Source organism: Exiguobacterium sp. TDN 0502, from assembly GCF_050846835.1.
In the GTDB taxonomy this organism is placed as follows: domain Bacteria; phylum Bacillota; class Bacilli; order Exiguobacteriales; family Exiguobacteriaceae; genus Exiguobacterium_A.
Window position 1 is genome coordinate 21,058 of record NZ_JBOZGJ010000019.1, and the last position, 19,225, is coordinate 40,282.

13 protein-coding genes and 2 pseudogenes are annotated in these 19,225 nt (G+C 47.8%); 14 read left to right on the forward strand and 1 reads right to left on the reverse strand.

Annotated features, from left to right (window positions below; genetic code table 11):
• Positions 1–157: 157 nt before the first annotated feature.
• Positions 158–1,153, forward strand: a complete 996-nt coding sequence (locus ACRPK8_RS14700) for an NADP-dependent oxidoreductase (RefSeq protein ID WP_432238821.1) — start codon at positions 158–160, stop codon at positions 1,151–1,153.
• A gap of 59 nt (positions 1,154–1,212) precedes the next feature.
• Here ACRPK8_RS14700 and ACRPK8_RS14705 read toward each other — a convergent pair whose 3' ends face one another.
• Entirely contained in the window at positions 1,213–1,377 is a 165-nt protein-coding gene (locus ACRPK8_RS14705) for a hypothetical protein (RefSeq protein ID WP_432238822.1), read from the reverse strand.
• Positions 1,378–1,641: 264 nt separating this feature from the next.
• Between ACRPK8_RS14705 and ACRPK8_RS14710 the strand changes: the two genes are divergently transcribed.
• The 13 genes and pseudogenes from ACRPK8_RS14710 to pulA all read left to right on the forward strand — a co-directional run bounded on the left by ACRPK8_RS14710 (position 1,642) and on the right by pulA (position 19,144).
• Entirely contained in the window at positions 1,642–4,275 is a 2,634-nt protein-coding gene (locus ACRPK8_RS14710) for a glycosyltransferase (RefSeq protein ID WP_432238823.1), read from the forward strand.
• Positions 4,272–5,276, forward strand: coding sequence for a methyltransferase domain-containing protein (locus ACRPK8_RS14715; protein ID WP_432238824.1), 1,005 nt, complete (start codon positions 4,272–4,274; stop codon positions 5,274–5,276). Before ACRPK8_RS14710 ends, ACRPK8_RS14715 begins: the two co-directional genes overlap by 4 nt.
• The gene (locus ACRPK8_RS14720; protein WP_432238825.1) at positions 5,171–6,487 is read left to right on the forward strand and encodes a glycosyltransferase family 4 protein; all 1,317 of its coding nucleotides are present in this window, start codon (positions 5,171–5,173) and stop codon (positions 6,485–6,487) included. Before ACRPK8_RS14715 ends, ACRPK8_RS14720 begins: the two co-directional genes overlap by 106 nt.
• Positions 6,484–7,737 carry a glycosyltransferase gene (locus ACRPK8_RS14725; RefSeq protein ID WP_432238826.1) on the forward strand — a complete coding sequence of 418 codons (1,254 nt, stop codon included), beginning with the start codon at positions 6,484–6,486 and terminating at the stop codon, positions 7,735–7,737. The genes ACRPK8_RS14720 and ACRPK8_RS14725 overlap by 4 nt, the downstream gene beginning before the upstream one ends.
• 278 nt (positions 7,738–8,015) lie before the next feature.
• The gene (locus ACRPK8_RS14730; RefSeq protein WP_432238827.1) at positions 8,016–9,308 is read left to right on the forward strand and encodes a nucleotide sugar dehydrogenase; all 1,293 of its coding nucleotides are present in this window, start codon (positions 8,016–8,018) and stop codon (positions 9,306–9,308) included.
• Positions 9,305–10,105 (forward strand): ABC transporter permease, encoded by an 801-nt coding sequence (locus tag ACRPK8_RS14735; protein ID WP_432238828.1) that lies wholly within the window; start codon positions 9,305–9,307, stop codon positions 10,103–10,105. The genes ACRPK8_RS14730 and ACRPK8_RS14735 overlap by 4 nt, the downstream gene beginning before the upstream one ends.
• An 11-nt stretch (positions 10,106–10,116) precedes the next feature.
• A pseudogene (gene tagH / locus ACRPK8_RS14740) lies at positions 10,117–10,857 on the forward strand (teichoic acids export ABC transporter ATP-binding subunit TagH); the annotation flags it as partial.
• A gap of 112 nt (positions 10,858–10,969) precedes the next feature.
• Positions 10,970–12,070, forward strand: coding sequence for a non-hydrolyzing UDP-N-acetylglucosamine 2-epimerase (gene wecB / locus ACRPK8_RS14745; RefSeq protein WP_432238829.1), 1,101 nt, complete (start codon positions 10,970–10,972; stop codon positions 12,068–12,070).
• Entirely contained in the window at positions 12,067–12,552 is a 486-nt protein-coding gene (locus tag ACRPK8_RS14750; protein WP_432238830.1) for a hypothetical protein, read from the forward strand. The genes wecB and ACRPK8_RS14750 overlap by 4 nt, the downstream gene beginning before the upstream one ends.
• Positions 12,542–13,929 (forward strand): annotated as a pseudogene (locus tag ACRPK8_RS14755) (MBOAT family O-acyltransferase). The gene ACRPK8_RS14750 and the pseudogene ACRPK8_RS14755 overlap by 11 nt, the downstream one beginning before the upstream one ends.
• A gap of 16 nt (positions 13,930–13,945) precedes the next feature.
• Positions 13,946–15,118: a DHHW family protein gene (locus tag ACRPK8_RS14760; protein WP_432238831.1), complete on the forward strand. Its 1,173-nt coding sequence runs from the start codon at positions 13,946–13,948 to the stop codon at positions 15,116–15,118.
• A 13-nt stretch (positions 15,119–15,131) separates the two neighbouring features.
• Positions 15,132–16,058 (forward strand): LCP family protein, encoded by a 927-nt coding sequence (locus ACRPK8_RS14765; RefSeq protein WP_432238832.1) that lies wholly within the window; start codon positions 15,132–15,134, stop codon positions 16,056–16,058.
• A gap of 173 nt (positions 16,059–16,231) precedes the next feature.
• Positions 16,232–19,144 (forward strand): type I pullulanase, encoded by a 2,913-nt coding sequence (gene pulA, locus ACRPK8_RS14770; protein ID WP_432238833.1) that lies wholly within the window; start codon positions 16,232–16,234, stop codon positions 19,142–19,144.
• Positions 19,145–19,225 lie beyond the last annotated feature (81 nt).

A 19,225-nucleotide genomic window follows, 5' to 3' on the forward strand; every position in this document is an offset into this window, starting at 1 on the left:
CATAACAGTATAAAAGTTATGAATTGTGTTTTATCTTACGGTACAAAAAAGATGCCGTCAAGAAAAAGTTGGAAAATTCCAAAAAAGCAAAGGATTCGTCTTTCAGAAAAGGAATTGTTACAGTGAAGAAGTACACTGAATGAGGAGGTCAAGAATCATGCCAGAACAACGTATCGTATTAGCTGCACGACCAAACGGAAAACCAACAGGGGATACTTTTCGTTATGAATCATTTGAGCTAGGTGAACTACAGGATGGACAAGTAGCACTGGAGTCACTCTATATCTCAGTCGATCCATATATGCGTGGGCGCATGAACGATGCACGCTCTTATTCACAACCATTTGAAATCGACGAGCCGATTCACGGGGGAGTCGTGGCACGTGTCATCGAGTCTAAAAGTGAAGCACTCAAGTCAGGTGACGTCGTTGTCGGCATGCTCGATTGGGCGACGAAAGCAATCGTTGATGCAAAAAATGTCCGTAAAATCGATGAACAGATTGCGCCGATTTCAACGGCACTTGGCGTACTCGGTATGACGGGAATGACAGCATATTTCGGATTGCTCGACATTGGTAATCCACAACCAGGCGAAACTGTTGTCGTATCGGCAGCAGCGGGCGCTGTCGGTTCGATCGTCGGTCAAATTGCCAAAATCAAAGGAGCACGTGTCGTCGGGATTGCAGGAAGTGACGATAAACTGAAACATCTAAAAGTCGATCTCGGATTTGATGAAGTCATCAATTACAAGACGGAGGATATCCGTGAAGCATTGGACCGGACATGTCCAGACGGAATTGACGTTTACTTTGAGAACGTCGGCGGTGATATTGGTGATGCGGTCCTCGACCGACTGAATCCATTTGCCCGTGTTCCGGTCTGTGGTGCCATTTCCGGCTATAATGCGCAACAGGACATTGGTCCACGAGTTCAATCGAAACTGATCATTGCCCGGGCACGGATGCAAGGATTCCTGGTTGGGGATTATGCGAAGCGATTCAAGGAAGCGGCTGAGCAGCTTGGTGAATGGGTCAGTGAAGGGAAGTTGCAATACGAAGAGACGATCTTTGAAGGATTTGATCGTGTACCAGAGGCATTCCTCGGATTGTTTGACGGGTCGAATACAGGAAAGCTGTTAGTAAAAGTGAAGTGAACGAAGGAAAGAGGTTGCGGAATTTCCGCAACCTCTTTTTATATGCTCATCCATTAAGATCATTTTTCTTTCCGGTCACGATCGAGTTCCTCCGGATCAGGATCCGGATGCTGTGTCTCAGCTGGTTTGATTCCGGGATTTGATTCTTCGGCAGGCTCAGGATCTGGATGCAATCCGACGTCCGCTTTTTCATCTGGTAAGTCGAGTTTTTTTTCGTTTAGCATGTTCAGTCATCTCCTTTTCATCGATACGTAGTAATTTTCCCGATTTTTGAATTCCGAAACAAAGGAGGACAGAAGGCAGCAGAAATACACTTACACAAATAAAAAACCGAAACGGGAGGATTGCCTAGGAAATACAGGTTGACTGAAATGGAATGTAAGGAAAGTCCCGAAAAGCTTCATCAAGTCTTTACAAAAACCTTGCAAGTCCTTCAACTTGCCTTTGAACTGCTTCCGTAGACTAAAAAGGAGTTGAAAAGAGGAAGGATGTTACAAGTGAGCGATCAAAAATGGAAACGACAGATCATGCAGCAGTTAAGCTGGGTCCGCGAAGAGAAAAAGCGACTGAAAACAGAACCTGCAACAAGTCCGGTAGCACTCGAACGCCTTCGGAAACTAGATGTCTTGCGTGTTCCGACGATTCGGTCCGCCAAAAATCAAACCACACGATACCAACAACAAAGTCAAAGTTCATTACTTGATCAATTGGATGTATCGAACGTTCCGGTAAGATCAGCGACACGATTCTATGAAAAGCGATCGATCCAGATGGCAATCGTCTGCTCTGAATTCATGTACGCCTATTATGAGGATGCGGTCGATCTGCATTATGTCAACATCGATACGTTCGACGAAGTGTTCGAACGTCCGATCGATCTTTTTTTAGTCGTCTCTTCTTGGAAGGGACTACGGGGGGATGATTGGAAAGGTGTCGCCACACCAAATTCGAAAAAGCGACAGCGGTTACTCGCGATGATGCAAGAAGTCCAGGCTAAAGGAATACCGGTCGTCTTTCAATCTACTGAAGATCCGAGTAATCATGAACGTTTTCAAGATGTGGCCCAAGCCGCCGATTATGTGTTGACGTCAGATGAAGCGATGATTCCAGAGTACCGGGTATTGTGCGGACATGATCGCATCATGGCGATGCCGTTCGGTGTCAATCCGTTGATCCATAACCCGATCGGTGCAACACGGAGTCGGGAAAAAGGTGTGTTGTTCGCCGGAAGTTGGATGGCAAAATATCCAGAACGGGTCAAAGATACGGAAATGTTGTTTGACGGCGTGATGCAGTCCTCACACGAACTCGATATCGTAGACCGGAATTATCATTTGGATTTACCTGCCTATCAATTCCCGGAACGTTATCAATCGCGTGTCGCTCCGGCGATTCCATATGATGCGCTGCAACAAGTCAGTAAGTGTTATGACTGGGTCTTGAATCTAAACAGTATTAAATACAGTAAGACGATGTGTGCCCGTCGCGTCTATGAATCCCAAGCACTTGGCAATCTGATTTTGTCGAACTACAGTATTGCGGTCAATAACGAGTTTCCGAATATCTTTACCGTACATGATGCGAAAGAAGCTCAGGCCATCCTTGAGCGGACTTCACAAGAGGACATCGAACGGTTACGGGCAGAAGGGCTTCGTGCCGTGATGACCCACCATACGGTTTTCGAACGGATGGATCAAATTTTGGCATTGGTCGGACAGGTACCGGCTAGGCGGAAACACCGGTTGCTTGTTGTGGTCGATCAGGACGGGGAAGCGATCCGACAGACGATCAATCGTCAAAGCCGTGTACCGGATGCGATTATCTCAGTGAGTGAGCTGACGAAACATGACTATGAGCAGGCGGATCTTGTGGCTTGGATGGATCAAGAAGAATCTTACGGAGAATATTATTTAGAGGATCTCGTCAATGGGTTCAAATACAGCGACGCAAGTATCGTTCGAAAAGGACGGCAACGTTCGTACCAGTTGCAGGAAGAGCATGGTTCACGTAACGGGGCAGTCATTTGGCGAATGGACATCCCATATGATGTATTCCGAGCTGGTGAACTATATGGAAAGACGTTGACGATAGATGCCTTTGAATGGAATGAACAGATGGTGACGCCCTCCATTCCAACTCCAAAATTATCGGTCGTCGTTCCGATCTACAATAATGGAAAACACCTGACCTACAAATGTTTTGCGAGTCTAAAGCGGATGGATCGTTTCAAGGAATCGGAAATCATACTCGTTGATGATGGGTCGACGGATATAACGACGCGCCAAGCGGTGGAGCGTCTTGCGCGTCGGCATGCCAACGTCCGCACCTATTTCTTCGAGACAGGTGGAAGCGGAAGTGCTTCACGACCTCGAAATAAAGGTGTCGATATGGCACGTGCCGAATTTGTGACCTTCCTTGATCCGGACAACGAGGTACTGAGTGATCGGTATGCGTTTCTGCTGGACGAACTAGAAGCCGATGCAACGCTTGATTTTGCGGTCGGTCATATGAAAAAGCTTGCTGACAAAACGAGTATCATAGCTTTGCCGACGATCCGCAAACAAGGACGAATGATTTGTGAAGATCCGAAAGTCTTTTTATTGAAGCACCGTTTTGCGGTTCAGAGCATTCAGGCACTGATCGTCCGCCGTGCCTTCCTGATCGACCATCAGTTGGAACAGGTCGTCGGAGCGGTCGGTCAGGATTCTCTCTTTTTCCAAGAATTGATGCTGCGCGCGAACCGGGTTTTGCTCGTCAATCGTGTCATTCATTACTATTACGCGGCAGTTGCCGGCTCGACCGTCAATGCATTGACGATGAAATTCTTCGAACGAAGTGTTGTACGGGAACGGGCACGCGCTGAGAAATTCGCTCGCTACGGTGTACTTGAAGAATACAAGGAAACACGATTCGAACATTTCTTTGAACACTGGTATCTCGTGAAGTTACGGTATTGCAGTGATAAGGACTTTGCTCCAAGTGTTGCTTTATTACGAACGATCATCGGATTCTATGAACCGATTCCAATCGCGAATCCCCTGATTCGTCGCTTCATGGAGCTGGCGGATCAACAGGAGACGGATCGAATTCAACATCTATTACTTGAGGAGGTGCAAAAATGACGGCATCGATGAAAGCGACACGACCGAAAGATCAAATCCGGGCGGCATATTACGATCAATTGGGCGGGAGTTTCGGTAAAAAAGTGCGTGCGCGTGTGCACTGGATCGTCCGACACGCAAAAGGTGAACGCATTCTAGATATCGGTTGTTCAGGTGGAGTCGTTCCCATCTTGCTCGGACGGGAGGGAAAACACGTCGTCGGAATCGACGTACTGCCTGAAGCAATCTCGGAAGCGAAACAAGCGCTACTAGAAGAGCCCGCTTCCGTAACGGAAAAGGTAGAACTGTATGAAGCCAATATCATGACGTATTCTCCGGAACACCAATTCGATACGGTCTTGATGACAGAAGTCCTTGAGCATATCGGGGAGCCGGAACGATTCATCGCACGAGCCGTCTCTTTCATCGTACCCAATGGAAGACTTGTCATCACCGTACCGTTTGGCGTCAATGATTACGCTGACCATAAGCGTACGTACTATTTGAATCGATTGATTGAACAGCTGACGCCCTATGGCAAGATCGAGACGGTAGAACGAATCGACAAGTGGTTAGGGATAACAATTCAAGTAGATGAGGAATCAAGACCTGGACGATCGATGCGACCAGAGGAAGTGAATTGGCTTGAAAACGCCTTTGAAGAAGTAGAGCGGTTACATGTATCGACTGTCCTTGACTTAAAACGGAAACAACAAAGTCTAGAACGAAAAGTTCAACGTCTAGAGGAACAGTCGGAGCAAAGGGAACAAGTCCATGCGGAAGCGTTGCTTCGTGAACAACAGCTTAAAGAACAGATCGAACAGCACAACGTGTTAGAAGAGCAATATGCCTTGTTGTTAGATCGATTGGAAGGATCGTTGGCGTCAAATCTAGAATTGCTGGAGGCGAATGCAACATGGAAATCAAAATACCGCTCACTCGCGCGGTCAAAACTCGGAAAAATCGTCGTGCGTTACTGGAAGTTCCGACGTCAACTGAGACAACGCCGGAGTCGGCGATGAACGTTCTGATGATATGTCAGAATTTCTATCCGGAAATCGGAAGTGCAGCGAACCGGATGAAAAATATCTTTAAGCGAATGGAACAGGCGGGAAGTGACGTCCATGTTCTGACATCAGAGCCGCTCTATCCGACGGCAGAACTCTATACGGACTCGATGTTTTGGGACGAGCCAACGCTTGACTCGGCTCGTGTGACGCGCATTCAGCCGAGGGATGTCCGGGCGACGAATAACTTATGGCGTCGCCTTCGACTTTTCATGGAGCAGTTCATCCTTGCTGTTCAAGAAGTGCGGCATGATCCGAAAACTTACGCATACATCTATGCAACGACTCCTTCCATCTTCATGGGACTCGTCGGTGTCGTCGCGAAGCATGTCAAGCGCGCGCCTTTGGTTTTAGATGTGCGTGATCTCTGGCCGGAATCACTGATAGGTGTCGGAATCACGAAGTCACGCTTTTTGCTGACGCCGCTCTACTGGCTCGAAAAATGGATGTATAAGCAAGCGGATCAATTAGTCATCAATAGCGAAGGTTTCCGATCGTATATCGAAGGCCGCGGCATTGCACCGGAAAAAATCCATTACATTCCGAACTCGATCGAGGAAAATGAATGGTTGATCAAACGCCGGAAAGTGTCAGATCAAGTACGTGTCGTCTATACCGGAAATATCGGACTCGCACAGGATGTATTCCTGTTGCTTGATGTAGCGGAAGAGCTACAAACGGAACAGGACATCTGCTTTCAGGTCGTTGGATACGGCTACCACAAGCAGACGTTCGAGCGACTCGTCAAGGAACGTGGTTTGACGAATATCGAGTTTTTGGATGCGATGCCGCGCTGGGATGCGTTAAAACAACTTGCGAAGAGCGACATCGCCTTTGCGACCCTCGTAGAAAGTACAGCATTCGATACGGTGACACCGGGCAAAATCATCGACTACATGGCAATGGGATGTGCCATCGTCGGAGCTGTATCGGGTCACGCAGCACATGTCATCGAGGAAGCGGGTGCCGGTTACGTATCCGTCCAGCGCAAAAAGGAAGAGATTGTTGCACATATTCTCGAGTTATCTAAAAATCCAGAAAAACGCGCGCAAATGGGGCATGCGGGTGTCGCTTACGTCCAGCAACATTTTGATTGGGAACAAAACGAACAGCGTCTATTTGAAGCCATTCAACGAACCCAGTCCCGGAAGGCGGTGGCAGAATGAAGCGAATCGGTATGTTCGTTTGGAATCCATTTACGAATGACGCCCGTGTCTTACGGGAATGCACGGCCCTCGTCGAAGCAGGGCATCGCGTGGATTTGTATTGCCTCAATGACGGTACACTGCCAGAAGTAGAGAATCCAAAGCCTGGATTTCGTGTCATACGCATCGACCGTACGCCACCTTTTGCGAGGTGGCTCCCGTTCTTTCGTAAACGAAAAAAACGAACACTTGCTGTCGGGTTAATCGGTGTATTCCTTATGCCGTGGCTCCTTCCCCTGATGCTTGTGCTCTTTTTACTCATGCGAAGCCGGTTCATCCGGTACGCCCTGTACAACAGTTTCGGGATTCTCCGTATGACACGTGCTGCCCGGAAGCGTGATTACGATGTCATGCATGCGAATGATGTCAATACGTTACCCCAAGCGATTGGTGCGGCGCGTGGTAAACCGATCGTCTATGACTCACATGAGGTTCAGACCGATCGTACGGGATATGGGAGCATGCAAGGGAAACTGGAACGATGGTTGCTTCACTTCGTCGACCAGACGATTGTTGAAAACGAGACCCGTGCCGATTATCACCAAAAGTTGTATGGAACACGTCCATCCGTTTTACACAACTATCCGTTTTACGAACCGAACGTTCCAAAACCGCGACCGTTGCGAGAAGAGTTGGAGCTTGCGCCAGATGAACCGATACTGTTGTATCAAGGTGGGATTCAGGAAGGGCGTGGTCTTGAACGCTTGATTGAAGCAATGCCATACATCGATCGGGGAACACTCGTCTTCATCGGTGATGGGAAATTAAAACCAAAGTTGTTACGATTGGCGTCTCATTCATCTGAAAAAAGACGAATCCGCTTCTTAGAGAAAGTACCGTTAGCGGAGTTGCCGACTTATACGGCAGCGGCGACGGTCGGCTTTCAGGTCTTACAAAATGTCTGTTTTAACCACTATTCGGCATCCTCGAATAAACTGTTCGAGTATATGGCAGCTTTGACACCCGTCGTCGCAGCAGACTTACCGGAAATAAGACGCGTCGTCGAAAGTGAAGAAATCGGACTGGTCGTCGATGTCGAATCGCCACAGAGTATTGCTGCGGCGGTCAACCAAATCATCACGGATGACCTCTTACGACAAAAGATGCAGGAGCGGGCAAGCACAGCAAGGAGACAATACAACTGGGAGCAAGAAAAAGGGCGACTGTTAGCTGTCTATGATTCGATATTCATGAAATCGAGAGCGAAATAAGGAAATACATCAACGACTCGAAGGGAAATCCACGTGTGATTCACAAGGATTCTTGACGGGTCGTTTTGTTTTATCCGGATGGAAAGGAATACTTCGCGAAAGCTTCATGAGATTTACAAAAACGATAGATAACACTGGAAATGTAAGGTCTGTGAAGAATGATTTAAGAGATGGTTAGAAGCATTGGAAAGCAAAGGAAATGTCGTTATGGTCTAGATACAGCCAAGCCACAGACCGTTTGTTGGCTAGTATGACTAACTCGATGGAGGAATGACAAAATGAAACTTTGCACAATCGGACTAGGATATATTGGATTACCTTCTTCTGCGATGTTCGCGGATCACGGCACGGAAGTCGTCGGTGTCGATATCGATCCACAAATCGTCAATCTTCTAAATACAGGAACGATTCATATCGAAGAACCAGGACTCGAGGATGTCATCAAACGAGTCGTCGCGAACGGAAAGTTCCGCGCGACACTCACACCAGAACGAGCCGATGTGTTCTTAATCGCCGTTCCAACGCCGAACTTAAACGATACGTATAAATCATGTGATTTGAAATATGTCATTTCAGCGGTCAACAACATGCTACCGTTCCTTGAAAAAGGAAATGTCGTCATCGTCGAGTCGACGATTGCACCGCGGACGATGGATGATCATGTCCGTCCGTTGATTGAAGAAGCCGGCTTTACGATCGGTGAGGATATCTACGTCGTCCACTGTCCAGAACGTGTCCTACCCGGTCAGATCTTACATGAGCTCGTTCATAACAACCGGATCGTCGGTGGATTGACGCCGGCATGTGCAGAGGCAGGCGCAGCCGTCTACGAAACATTCGTTCGAGGTGAAATCGTTCGCACGGATGCGAAGACAGCCGAAATGTCGAAATTGATGGAAAATACGTTCCGTGACGTCAACATTGCACTGGCGAATGAATTGACGCAAGTCTGCCATCAGCTTGAGATCAATGTCCTCGATGTCATCGAGATGGCAAACATGCACCCACGGGTGAACTTGCATCATCCAGGACCAGGCGTCGGTGGTCATTGTCTTGCGGTTGATCCTTACTTCATCGTCGCAAAAGCTCCATCGCTTGCACGCATCATTCATACGGCACGACAAACGAACGTCCAGATGCCTCAATTCGTCGCTGAACAAGCAGCACGTCTTGTGGGTGCCAACGTCCGTCCGAAAATCGCCGTCTTTGGTGTGACATATAAAGGAAACGTCGACGATATGCGTGAGAGCCCGGCTGTCGAAGTCATCGAACAGTTGCTCGACCGTGGACTGGATGTCGCGGTCTGTGATCCACACGTCGAGCGATCGATCTCGACACGTTTTGAACTGGTCGATGAACTGGAAGCGATTCAAGGCGCTGATTTAGCACTCGTCTTGGTCGACCATGATGAGTTCAAACAGTTCGATTCCCGTCGTCTCGCGAACTATATGCGAACACCGCTTCTATTTGATACGAAAGGTGTAGTGGGAGATCTCGATGCCGTCAAGGTGTTGAACTTCGGCAACTTGCATACGCATCAGGTGACGGAAGTGGATGCGAAGGCAATATGAACGCGTTACGAACGATTGGAGGGGAGCTGAAAGATCATCTGTATCTGATCTTTCGGCTGTCTCTCTATGAAACGAAAAGTCAGTATAGCATGCAGTACCTCGGGTGGTTTTGGGAAATCATGACGCCATTGCTACAGATTGGTGTCTACTGGGTCGTCTTCGGTTTTGGAATCCGTGGTGGACACCCGGTTGATGGAATTCCGTTCGTCTTTTGGCTCGTTAGTGGACTGATCGCCTGGTTCTTTATCGGTAGTACGATTCCGAGCGGTTCTAGGTCGATTTACGGGCGGGTCGCGCTCGTCTCAAAGATGCATTTTCCGCTGAGTACGATTCCGGCATACGTCATTTTGGCACAGTTCTATCGTCACCTGGCGATGATTGCCTTAACGATCATTTTAGGGTGTGCCTTCGGCTACTTCCCGGGCTGGCATACGTTTGAGTTACTCTATATCGTGCCAGCAGGTGTCGTGTTCCTCTATGCGGTTTCATTACTGTTATCGGCCCTTGCCACGATGATTCGCGACGTGCAGAACATGGTGACATCCGCGATCCGGATGCTGATGTATTTAACGCCGATCATGTGGATTCCACCAGAACATTCTCTATTTAAGATGCTCTTGATGCTGAATCCACTCGTCTATCTGATCGAAGGATATCGTTCCGCCTTGATTGGAACCGGCTATTTGACGGATCACATCTGGTATGGTGCTTATTTTTGGAGTGTGACGCTCGGCATCTTACTTGTCGGCGCAGCCGTCCATGTCCGATTCCGGCGCTACTTCATTGATTACGTATAGGAGGAATAACGATGAGTCACGTCGTGTTTGAGAACGTATCGAAACGATACATGCTCTATGAGCGGCCGATCGATAAATTAAAGGAAGTCCTGTTTGGGAAAGTAAGCGGGAAATCCTTTTATGCGCTCAAAAACGTCTCTTTTTCCGTTGAAGAAGGAGAAATCGTCGGGGTCGTTGGGATCAATGGGAGTGGTAAGTCGACCTTGTCCCATTTGCTTGCCAACGTCACACCGCCGACATACGGACGGGTTACATTAGGCGGGAAATCCGCCTTGATTGCCATCTCGAGCGGGTTGAACAGTCAACTGACGGGTCGCGATAACATCGAACTTAAAGGCTTGATGATGGGACTGACCAAACGACAGATTGAAGAAATCACACCGGAAATCCTGGAGTTCGCGGATATCGGAGAGTTCATCGATCAGCCGGTCAAAACCTATTCGAGCGGGATGCGGGCACGTCTCGGGTTTGCCATCTCGATCAATATCAACCCGGATATCCTGATCATCGATGAAGCCTTATCTGTCGGCGATCAAACGTTCACTGAGAAGTGTCTCGATAAGATGCGCGAATTCCGAGATCAAGGGAAAACGATTTTTTTCGTCAGTCACTCCTTGAATCAGGTCAAAAGTTTTTGTACGAAGATTCTGTGGCTCGAGTACGGTGAAGTCCGTCTATTCGGTCCAACACATGAAACACTCGCGGAATACAATAAATATTTATATTGGTACAAGCAGTTATCCAAAAAGCAAGCTACTCACTACGTATCGAAAAAACGAACCGGTCGAATCGGTGATATCGAGCAGCAGATGAGAGGCGAGACGATTGAACGATCGTCATGAAATGAGATAGGGGATGAAGTAGATGAAACGTGTCATGCTCGTATTCGGAACACGACCGGAGGCCATCAAGATGGCACCAGTCGTTAAAGCACTTGAAAGCCGCCCGGACGTCGAACCAATCGTCGTCGTGACGGCGCAACACCGGGAAATGCTGGATCAGGTACTTGAACTATTCCAGATTACACCGGACCATGACTTGGATTTGATGCGTCCGCGTCAAACGTTAGAGGAAATGACGGCGCGTATCCTGAATGCGATGCGCCGCGTCCTTGAAAAGGAACAGCCGGATCTCGTCCTTGTCCATGGGGATACGACGACGACATTCGCTGCGTCTTTAGCGGCGTTTTATCAACAGATTCCAGTCGGTCATGTGGAAGCGGGACTTCGGACGTATGAGAAATATGCGCCGTTTCCTGAAGAGATGAACCGTCAGTTGACAGGCGTGCTGGCGGATTACCATTTTGCACCAACCGATCAGGCAGCAATGAACTTACGTGCTGAGAACAAACAAACACCGATCATCGTAACGGGGAATACAGTCATTGATGCACTCAAGACGACCGTTTCTGCAAGCTACACACATCCTGTCCTGACACGGCTTGAAAAATCAGGACGGAAACTCGTTCTTCTCACCGTTCATCGGCGAGAGAATCACTTGCAGCTCGCGACGATCTTTGACGCGATTGAGCGACTTGCGGATGACCACCCTGAAATCGAAATCGTCTATCCGGTCCATCCGAATCCAGTCGTTCTTGAAGCAGCGGCACGGTTAGAGCATCATCCGCGGGTTCAATTGATCGAACCGCTTGATGTCTTTGATTTCCATAATCTCGCGGCTCGCGCTTCCTTCATTCTGACGGACTCAGGCGGGATTCAAGAGGAGGCACCTTCGCTTGGTGTACCGGTTCTCGTCTTACGCGAGACGACGGAACGTCCGGAAGGTGTAGCGGCAGGAACGTTGAAACTCGTTGGGACGAATCCGGACAAAATCTATGCGATGAGTCATCAATTATTGACGGACGAAGTCTTCTACCAATCGATGGCGCAAGCTGCGAATCCATATGGAGATGGGCAAGCAGCCGAGCGTATCGTTGATGCGATCATGAGTGAGGTACCGGTATGAATAAAGCGCTGACGCTAGCGAGCTATCAGTTTTTTCCGTATGGTACACAGGAGAAAATTCTGCTTGAAGATGCGACACCTGGTGTCTGTTTCGATTTTCAAGACGCGGCAGCGGACGATAAGTTATATCTTCAATTGTTCGATCAAGGATTTCAGCATCCTCCTTCGAAACTGTACCGCAATGACGCCGAAATGACCGGGGACATCGTTCAGGTGACGTGTCGTTTTGAAGTCGAGCAACCATGTGTCGTGCAAGTATTCAAGATGCAGTATGGACAGAAAAAACGAATGGTTTCCGAGATGGAGCACCTGACGTTGACGGACGAGACGACCGCCCAGTTCGAACTGGAGCGTGTCCCCGGAGCCGCTTATTTCAAAATTGCCTGGAAGTTCCTGAATGAAGGAAACTTCCGGGTGTACCTCCGGGAACTTACGGTCGTTCAGCATGTCCGGGCAAAGGAGGAAATAACCTATGCTATTTAGTTCAACGATCTTTTTATTTTTGTTCCTGCCGACCGTATTGCTCGTATATTATGTGTTGCCCCGAAAGTTTCGCAACGGCTGGCTTCTAGTAGCCAGCCTATTCTTTTATGCGTTCGGAGAACCACGATTTGCCTTACTGATGTTATTCAGTGTCACGATCAATTATTTCTTTGCCTTGTTCGTGGATGTCTATCGGCAACGGGTACACGTCAAATGGATCATGTTCAGTATGATTGTCGCGAATCTCGGATTATTAGGGTGGTTCAAATACAGCGGCTTTTTCGTTCGTTCGGTCAATGAGTCACTTGGATTAAGCTGGTTCGTTCCGGAAGTCGTCCTACCGCTTGGAATTTCGTTCTATACGTTCCATGCGATGAGTTATGTCATCGACATCTATAAAGGGAAAGAAGCGGTTCAAAAAAATCCGTTCGATCTCGCCCTCTATATCGCGTTCTTCCCGCAACTCGTCGCAGGTCCGATCGTTCGCTACAATACGATCGCAAGCCAAATCGAATCTCGTCAAGAGTCGGTATCGGATTTTGCACAGGGGGTCCGTCGCTTTACGATCGGTCTATCGAAGAAGTTGATTCTTGCAAATGGATGCGGACAAGTGGCGGATGCCGTCTTTAACATGAAGGATTTGTCGATGGGACTTGCCTGGATTGGGATTATCGCTTACGCCCTGCAAATTTATTTTGATTTCTCAGGTTACAGTGATATGGCAATCGGTCTAGCGTTAATGTTTGGTTTTCATTTTCTCGAGAACTTCAATTACCCCTATATCTCAAAGTCCGTTTCAGAGTTTTGGCGTCGTTGGCACATCTCGCTCGGCTCTTGGTTCCGCGATTATGTCTATATTCCGCTAGGGGGAAATCGTGTTTCGCCATGGCGACAATACCGGAATCTTGCAATCGTCTGGATGTTGACGGGTCTTTGGCACGGTGCAAGTTGGACGTTCGTCGCATGGGGGCTTATTACGGAATCTGGATCATGCTTGAAAAAGCATTTCTCGGGAAATGGTTGGATCGTATGCCGGTCATCTCGACAGTCTGGACACTCGTTCTCGTACTTGTCGGTTGGGTCTTTTTCCGCTCGGAGACGTTTCCAGAAGCCATCACATATATTCAGGCGATGTTTACCCCTGATATGTTATGGGATGAACGGGCGAGCTATCAACTCGTTCAGAATGGTGTTTTGCTACTAGTCGCTTGTATTGCTGCGACACCGATTCCAAAACGCTTAGGTGAACAGCTTGTCGTTTCACTCGGGAAAGTTGGCATGACGATGCAGTATGGATATGCGATGTTACTGTTGTTCCTAGCGACATCAGCGCTCGTCGCTAGTACGTTTAATCCGTTCATCTATTTCCGGTTCTAAGTAAGGAGGTCTACTGATGGAACAACCGTTGAAGAACACTCACTCTATTGCGAAGAAAAAAGCATCCTTCGAACAAATCATGATGTGGCTTACGACAATCAGCTTCATTCTCATCCTACTCGGAATCGGGATCGGTACGATCGTGCGGGAGGACCGTGTCCGGTCGCAACTCGAAAATCGAACTCTCGCTCAGTCGGTTGATCCGACGGTCGAGGGGGTGGCAACAGGGAAGGATATGCTCAAACTGGAGACATATTTTACGGATCAACTGTTACTGCGCGGAACTTTCGTTGAAATACAGGCTCTATTATCAAAAGATGTGTTTCGGCAGCCATTTCGTAATGGTATTTACACGGCAAAAAACGATTATATGATTGAACCGAGTGCATCAGGAAACGTGAAGATTCCACAAGCGTTCGAACAATTCGTAAAAGAGGTCGATCGCCCGGTCTATATGGCGTTAGCACCGTCAAAAACCGTCATCGCGGAGCGGGATCAGTTAATACCGTCTTACGTCGAATCGAATGCGGACGCGCGTTATGAAGGAATGTTGACAGGTTTCAAGACAGCAGGCATGACGAATCTCTCGCTCGAAGACTTGCAACTGAAGGATTATTTCAAGACCGATCACCATTGGAATATCGATGGAGCCACGAAGGCATACCAAGCGATCACTAAAGGAATGGACTTGACGACGACCTTACCCCCGGGACATCTACGCAAGGAAGATCAGCATGACTATTATGGTTCTTTAGCAAGAAAAACAACACTCGCTTATGCACCAGCGGGTGACCGTCTTGACTATTACGCACCGGCCTTCTTTAAAGGAATCGATGTCTGTTATGAGGGGACATGCCATCGTCCTGTCATCGATGAATCGTTCGTGGAGCAGGAAGGGGACTACGTTGATCGATATGAGGTCTTCTTACGGGGGAACCATGGCATCATGTCAATGAAATCCGAAGCGAATCAAGATCGCCCGACAATCCTCGTGCTGAAAGACTCGTTCGCAAATCCGGTCCTACCGTTTCTTGCGAAAAGTGCGAATTTAGAAGTCGTCGATATTCGGTATGTACCGAAATCTTTTGATGTCTCCCAATTTGCAAAACAAAAACAGGTCGATTCGGTTCTCTTTTTGCATAATGCAAATATCGCTGGTTTGATGAAGACGTATCAAGACAAACTGTGAAGGAGTATAGCGCATGAAATCTCGCATCGATAAAAGAAAACCTTCCATCGTTTGGCGTGTCATCAGTGCAATCCTGCTCGTAATCGTTTTGCTGGTCAGTACCACGACCGGTCTGGCATTTTTAAAAATCCAACAGACAGCAAATTCAATCTTGACACCGCTCGATGGAGAAAACATACAACCTTTGGCATCGATGAAACCAGTCAATGTTTTATTAATCGGTGTGGATGAACGGAAAAATGACAAAGGACGGGCAGATGCCATCATGTTACTTTCGTTCAATCCCCAAACGAAGAAAGCGACTTCACTTTCTATTCCACGTGATATGCAAGTGACGATACCAACAGGCGAAAAAACGAAAATCAACCACACGTATGCGTACGGAGGTGTCAAAGAAACCGTTGAGACGGTCGAACAGACCTTCGATATCGCTATTCCGTATTATGCAAAAATCAATATGGATGGTTTGATCGAGCTGGTTGATGCGGTCGATGGCGTGACGGTCGATAATCCCTCAGCATTTAGTTGGAATGACCGACGGTTACAGAAAGAATACGAGAAGGGCAAGATTCATTTGACGGGTCTAGAAGCAAGTGGTTACGCACGTATGCGAAAACAAGATCCGCTTGGAGATATGGGACGACAGATTCGTCAACGGCAGGTATTAGAAGCCGTCGGAGAAAAACTCGCAGGACCAGGCATGTTGACGAAAATGGAAGATATCGCGAGTGTCATGAAGAACAATTTTTCGACAAATATCGGTTTCGATGTCGCAGCACAACTCGCTCAAGAAAATCAGGCAGGTTTCAAGCGGCTTAAATCGTTAAAACTTGATGGAGAAGGTTACATTGCAAATGATGGTATTTGGTATTTCTTTGCATCGGAAGAATCGATGCAACAGACGAAGAAAAAGCTCCATGCGATGCTTGCATCTTCTTGAAATCAACGAGGGGACGGTCCGGTGACGGGCGTCCTTTTTTTGTGAGATGAACCGTAACAAACGGTTTGGTCCAAAAGGCTTATTTTCTCCCTTCTTCATGAAATAGGCTTTGACAGGAAGTGTAAATCGATGCAGAATGAAAACGATTACATAACAAAGGGGAGGGGTACCGTATGAAACGCATGAGATTCGTTTGTATCGTTGCGCTAACGTTTGCACTAATATGTAGTGGGCTACCATTATCCGGTCAAGCACTGGAAAAAGGGAAGTCTACTTTGGTCATCATTCACTATAAGGAAGACCCAAATGCGACGAAGGATTGGAACCTGTGGTTATGGACAAATGGGCCGGATTATTTTCCGAATAAAGCGCATGCCTTTAACGGTGAAGATGCTTACGGTAAAGTTGCAGCTTATGAATTTCCGGTCGATCAGCCGGAAAAAGTCGGCTTCATCGTGCGAGATGATAACTGGAATAAGGATGGAGGATCGGAGAACGATCGGTTCATCACGAAGGATATGATCAAAAACGGCGTTGCTGAAATCTGGATCGAGTCGGGGAGCAAGGACATCTCGACGGTCAATCCGAGTAACGGAGCAGACGTCGAAAACATTGATACGAACGTCCATTACTATCGGTATGACAATGATTATGATAAATATGGTGTCTGGACTTGGCCAGAGGAGCAGGATGGCAAACGGTTCGAATTCGACCAGCAGGATGATTTCGGTGCCGTTGCGAAAGTCACGCTCGATAACCCAACGAAAGCGCGTCTTGCAGGTCTCATTCCCCATCTGGAGGGCTGGTCAGAAAAAGACGGGGCTGACCGTTTCTATTATGCAGGGGCAAAGGACATCTGGTTGATCGAAGGCGATCAAACGGTGTACTACAGCAAACCAGAGATTGATCGTACACCGAAAATCACGAGCTTTTTAGCGGATGATTTCCGGACGATGACATTAAAAACAAATACACCGATGACGGCAGAAGACTTAAAAGCATTCACGTTCGAGGGTGTGACGAATCCAGTCGTATCAGCGATCGATGCCAAAACGGCGAAAGTCGAAGTCGCTTCGGATATTGACTTGGCGAAAGTCGTCCGGGTGACGCATCCTGTTTTTGGAGAAGCCGTTCTTGAAGCGGGAAAAGTACTCCGTTCGAAAGCATTTGACCAAAAATATGCCTATGATGGCAAACTCGGCGTCGACTATCAGAAATCAAAAACGACGTTCAAGGTCTGGGCGCCGACAGCGCAAGCCGTTGAGCTCGAGTTATACCGCTTACCGAAACAACAAGCAGCTACGACAGCGGATATCACGCGTGAGATCAAGATGAAACGGATGGATCGTGGTGTGTATCAGGTGACAGTCAAGGGTGATCTTGATGGTGTTGGTTACACGTATGAAGTCAAACACGCTAAAGAATCGACGCGTGCTGTCGATCCATATGCGACAGCAGTCGCTGTCAATGGCGATCAAGGTGTCGTCGTCGACTTACGCGAGACGAATCCGAAGCGCTGGACGAATGGGAAAATGCCACTTCGTCATGCGACAGATGCGATCATCTACGAATCACATGTCCGTGATTTATCGATGTTTGATGTGACGAATTCAGGTTACGATTCTGGCATCAAACAAAAAGGGAAGTACCTTGGCGTCATCGAGCCGGGTACGCGCTTAACAAAGGATGGAAAGAAAACGAAGACGAAGACAGGTCTTGATCATTTGAAAGAGCTCGGCATCACGCATGTCCAGTTCATTCCTGTTTACGACTTCAACACGGCGTCGGTTGATGAGGCAAACCCGCTTAAGACCTACAACTGGGGTTATGATCCGAAAAACTACAATGCACCAGAAGGGTCATATGCGACGAACCCGTATGATCCAAAAGTCCGGATCACGGAAATGAAGCAGATGATTCAAGGATTACATGATAACGGGCTACGTGCCGTCATGGATGTCGTCTACAATCATATGTTTGATGCTAAAGCATCGAATCTCGACAAAATCGTACCGGGTTACTATTACCGGTATACAGAAGGCGGCGATTTGGCGAACGGAACAGGTGTCGGGAACGATACGGCTTCTGAACGTCAGATGATGCATAAACTGATCGTCGACTCGGTCTCATACTGGGCGAAAGAATACCACTGGGACGGCTTCCGCTTTGACTTGATGGGAATCCATGATGTCAAGACGATGAATGCCGTCAAACAGGCGACAAAACGAATTGATCCGTCGATTCTCGTCTTTGGGGAAGGATGGAGTCTCGGCACGCCACTTCCGGATGCAGAGAAGGCAAATCAAACGAACGCGAAGCAAATGCCGGGCATTGCGCATTTTAATGATAACCTTCGCGATGCCCTTAAAGGCAGTGTCTTCGAGGACACGGATGCTGGATTCATCAATGGCAAAGCAGGTCTTGAGACACGGATCAAACGCGGTATTGTCGGTGAGATCGCGTATAATAAAGAAATTCAAGGCTTCACACAGGAACCGGATCAAGCGATCACTTATGTCGAAGCACATGATAATCATACGTTATGGGATAAGTTGAATCTGACGAATCCGCAAGATAGTGACGCTACGAAGACAAAGATGCACCGTCTGGCTTCAAGTATCTTGCTGACGTCTCAAGGAACGACATTCATCCATGCAGGACAGGATTTCATGCGGACGAAAGGCGGCGATCATAATTCGTATAAATCACCGGATTCCGTCAACCAACTCGATTGGAAACGGAAGATGGACCGTCAGCAGGACGTCGATTATATGTCAGGATTGATTGCATTACGTAAGAAGAACCCGGTACTTCACTTAGCTACTGCAAAAGACATTCGTCGTTACGTGACGTTTGAAGCAGCACCGGCACAAGTCATCGCTTATCGACTAGATGATGCTGCGCCACAGCAGAAGGATGACCTGTACGTCATTCACAATGCGAATCGAACAGCAGTTGACATGAAGCTACCGAAAGGAAAATGGAAGCTTCTCGTCGATGGAAAACAGGCAGGAACAAAAACAATCCGCACTGTTTCAGGTACGGCACATGTTGAAGGGTTAAGTACATTCGTCTTATCGAAATAAAAAAGAGGCTGGGACATAACTAGTTGAATTTAACGAGAAGAAGGAATTGCCATCACTCAGGGATGTGCAATTCCTTCTTTT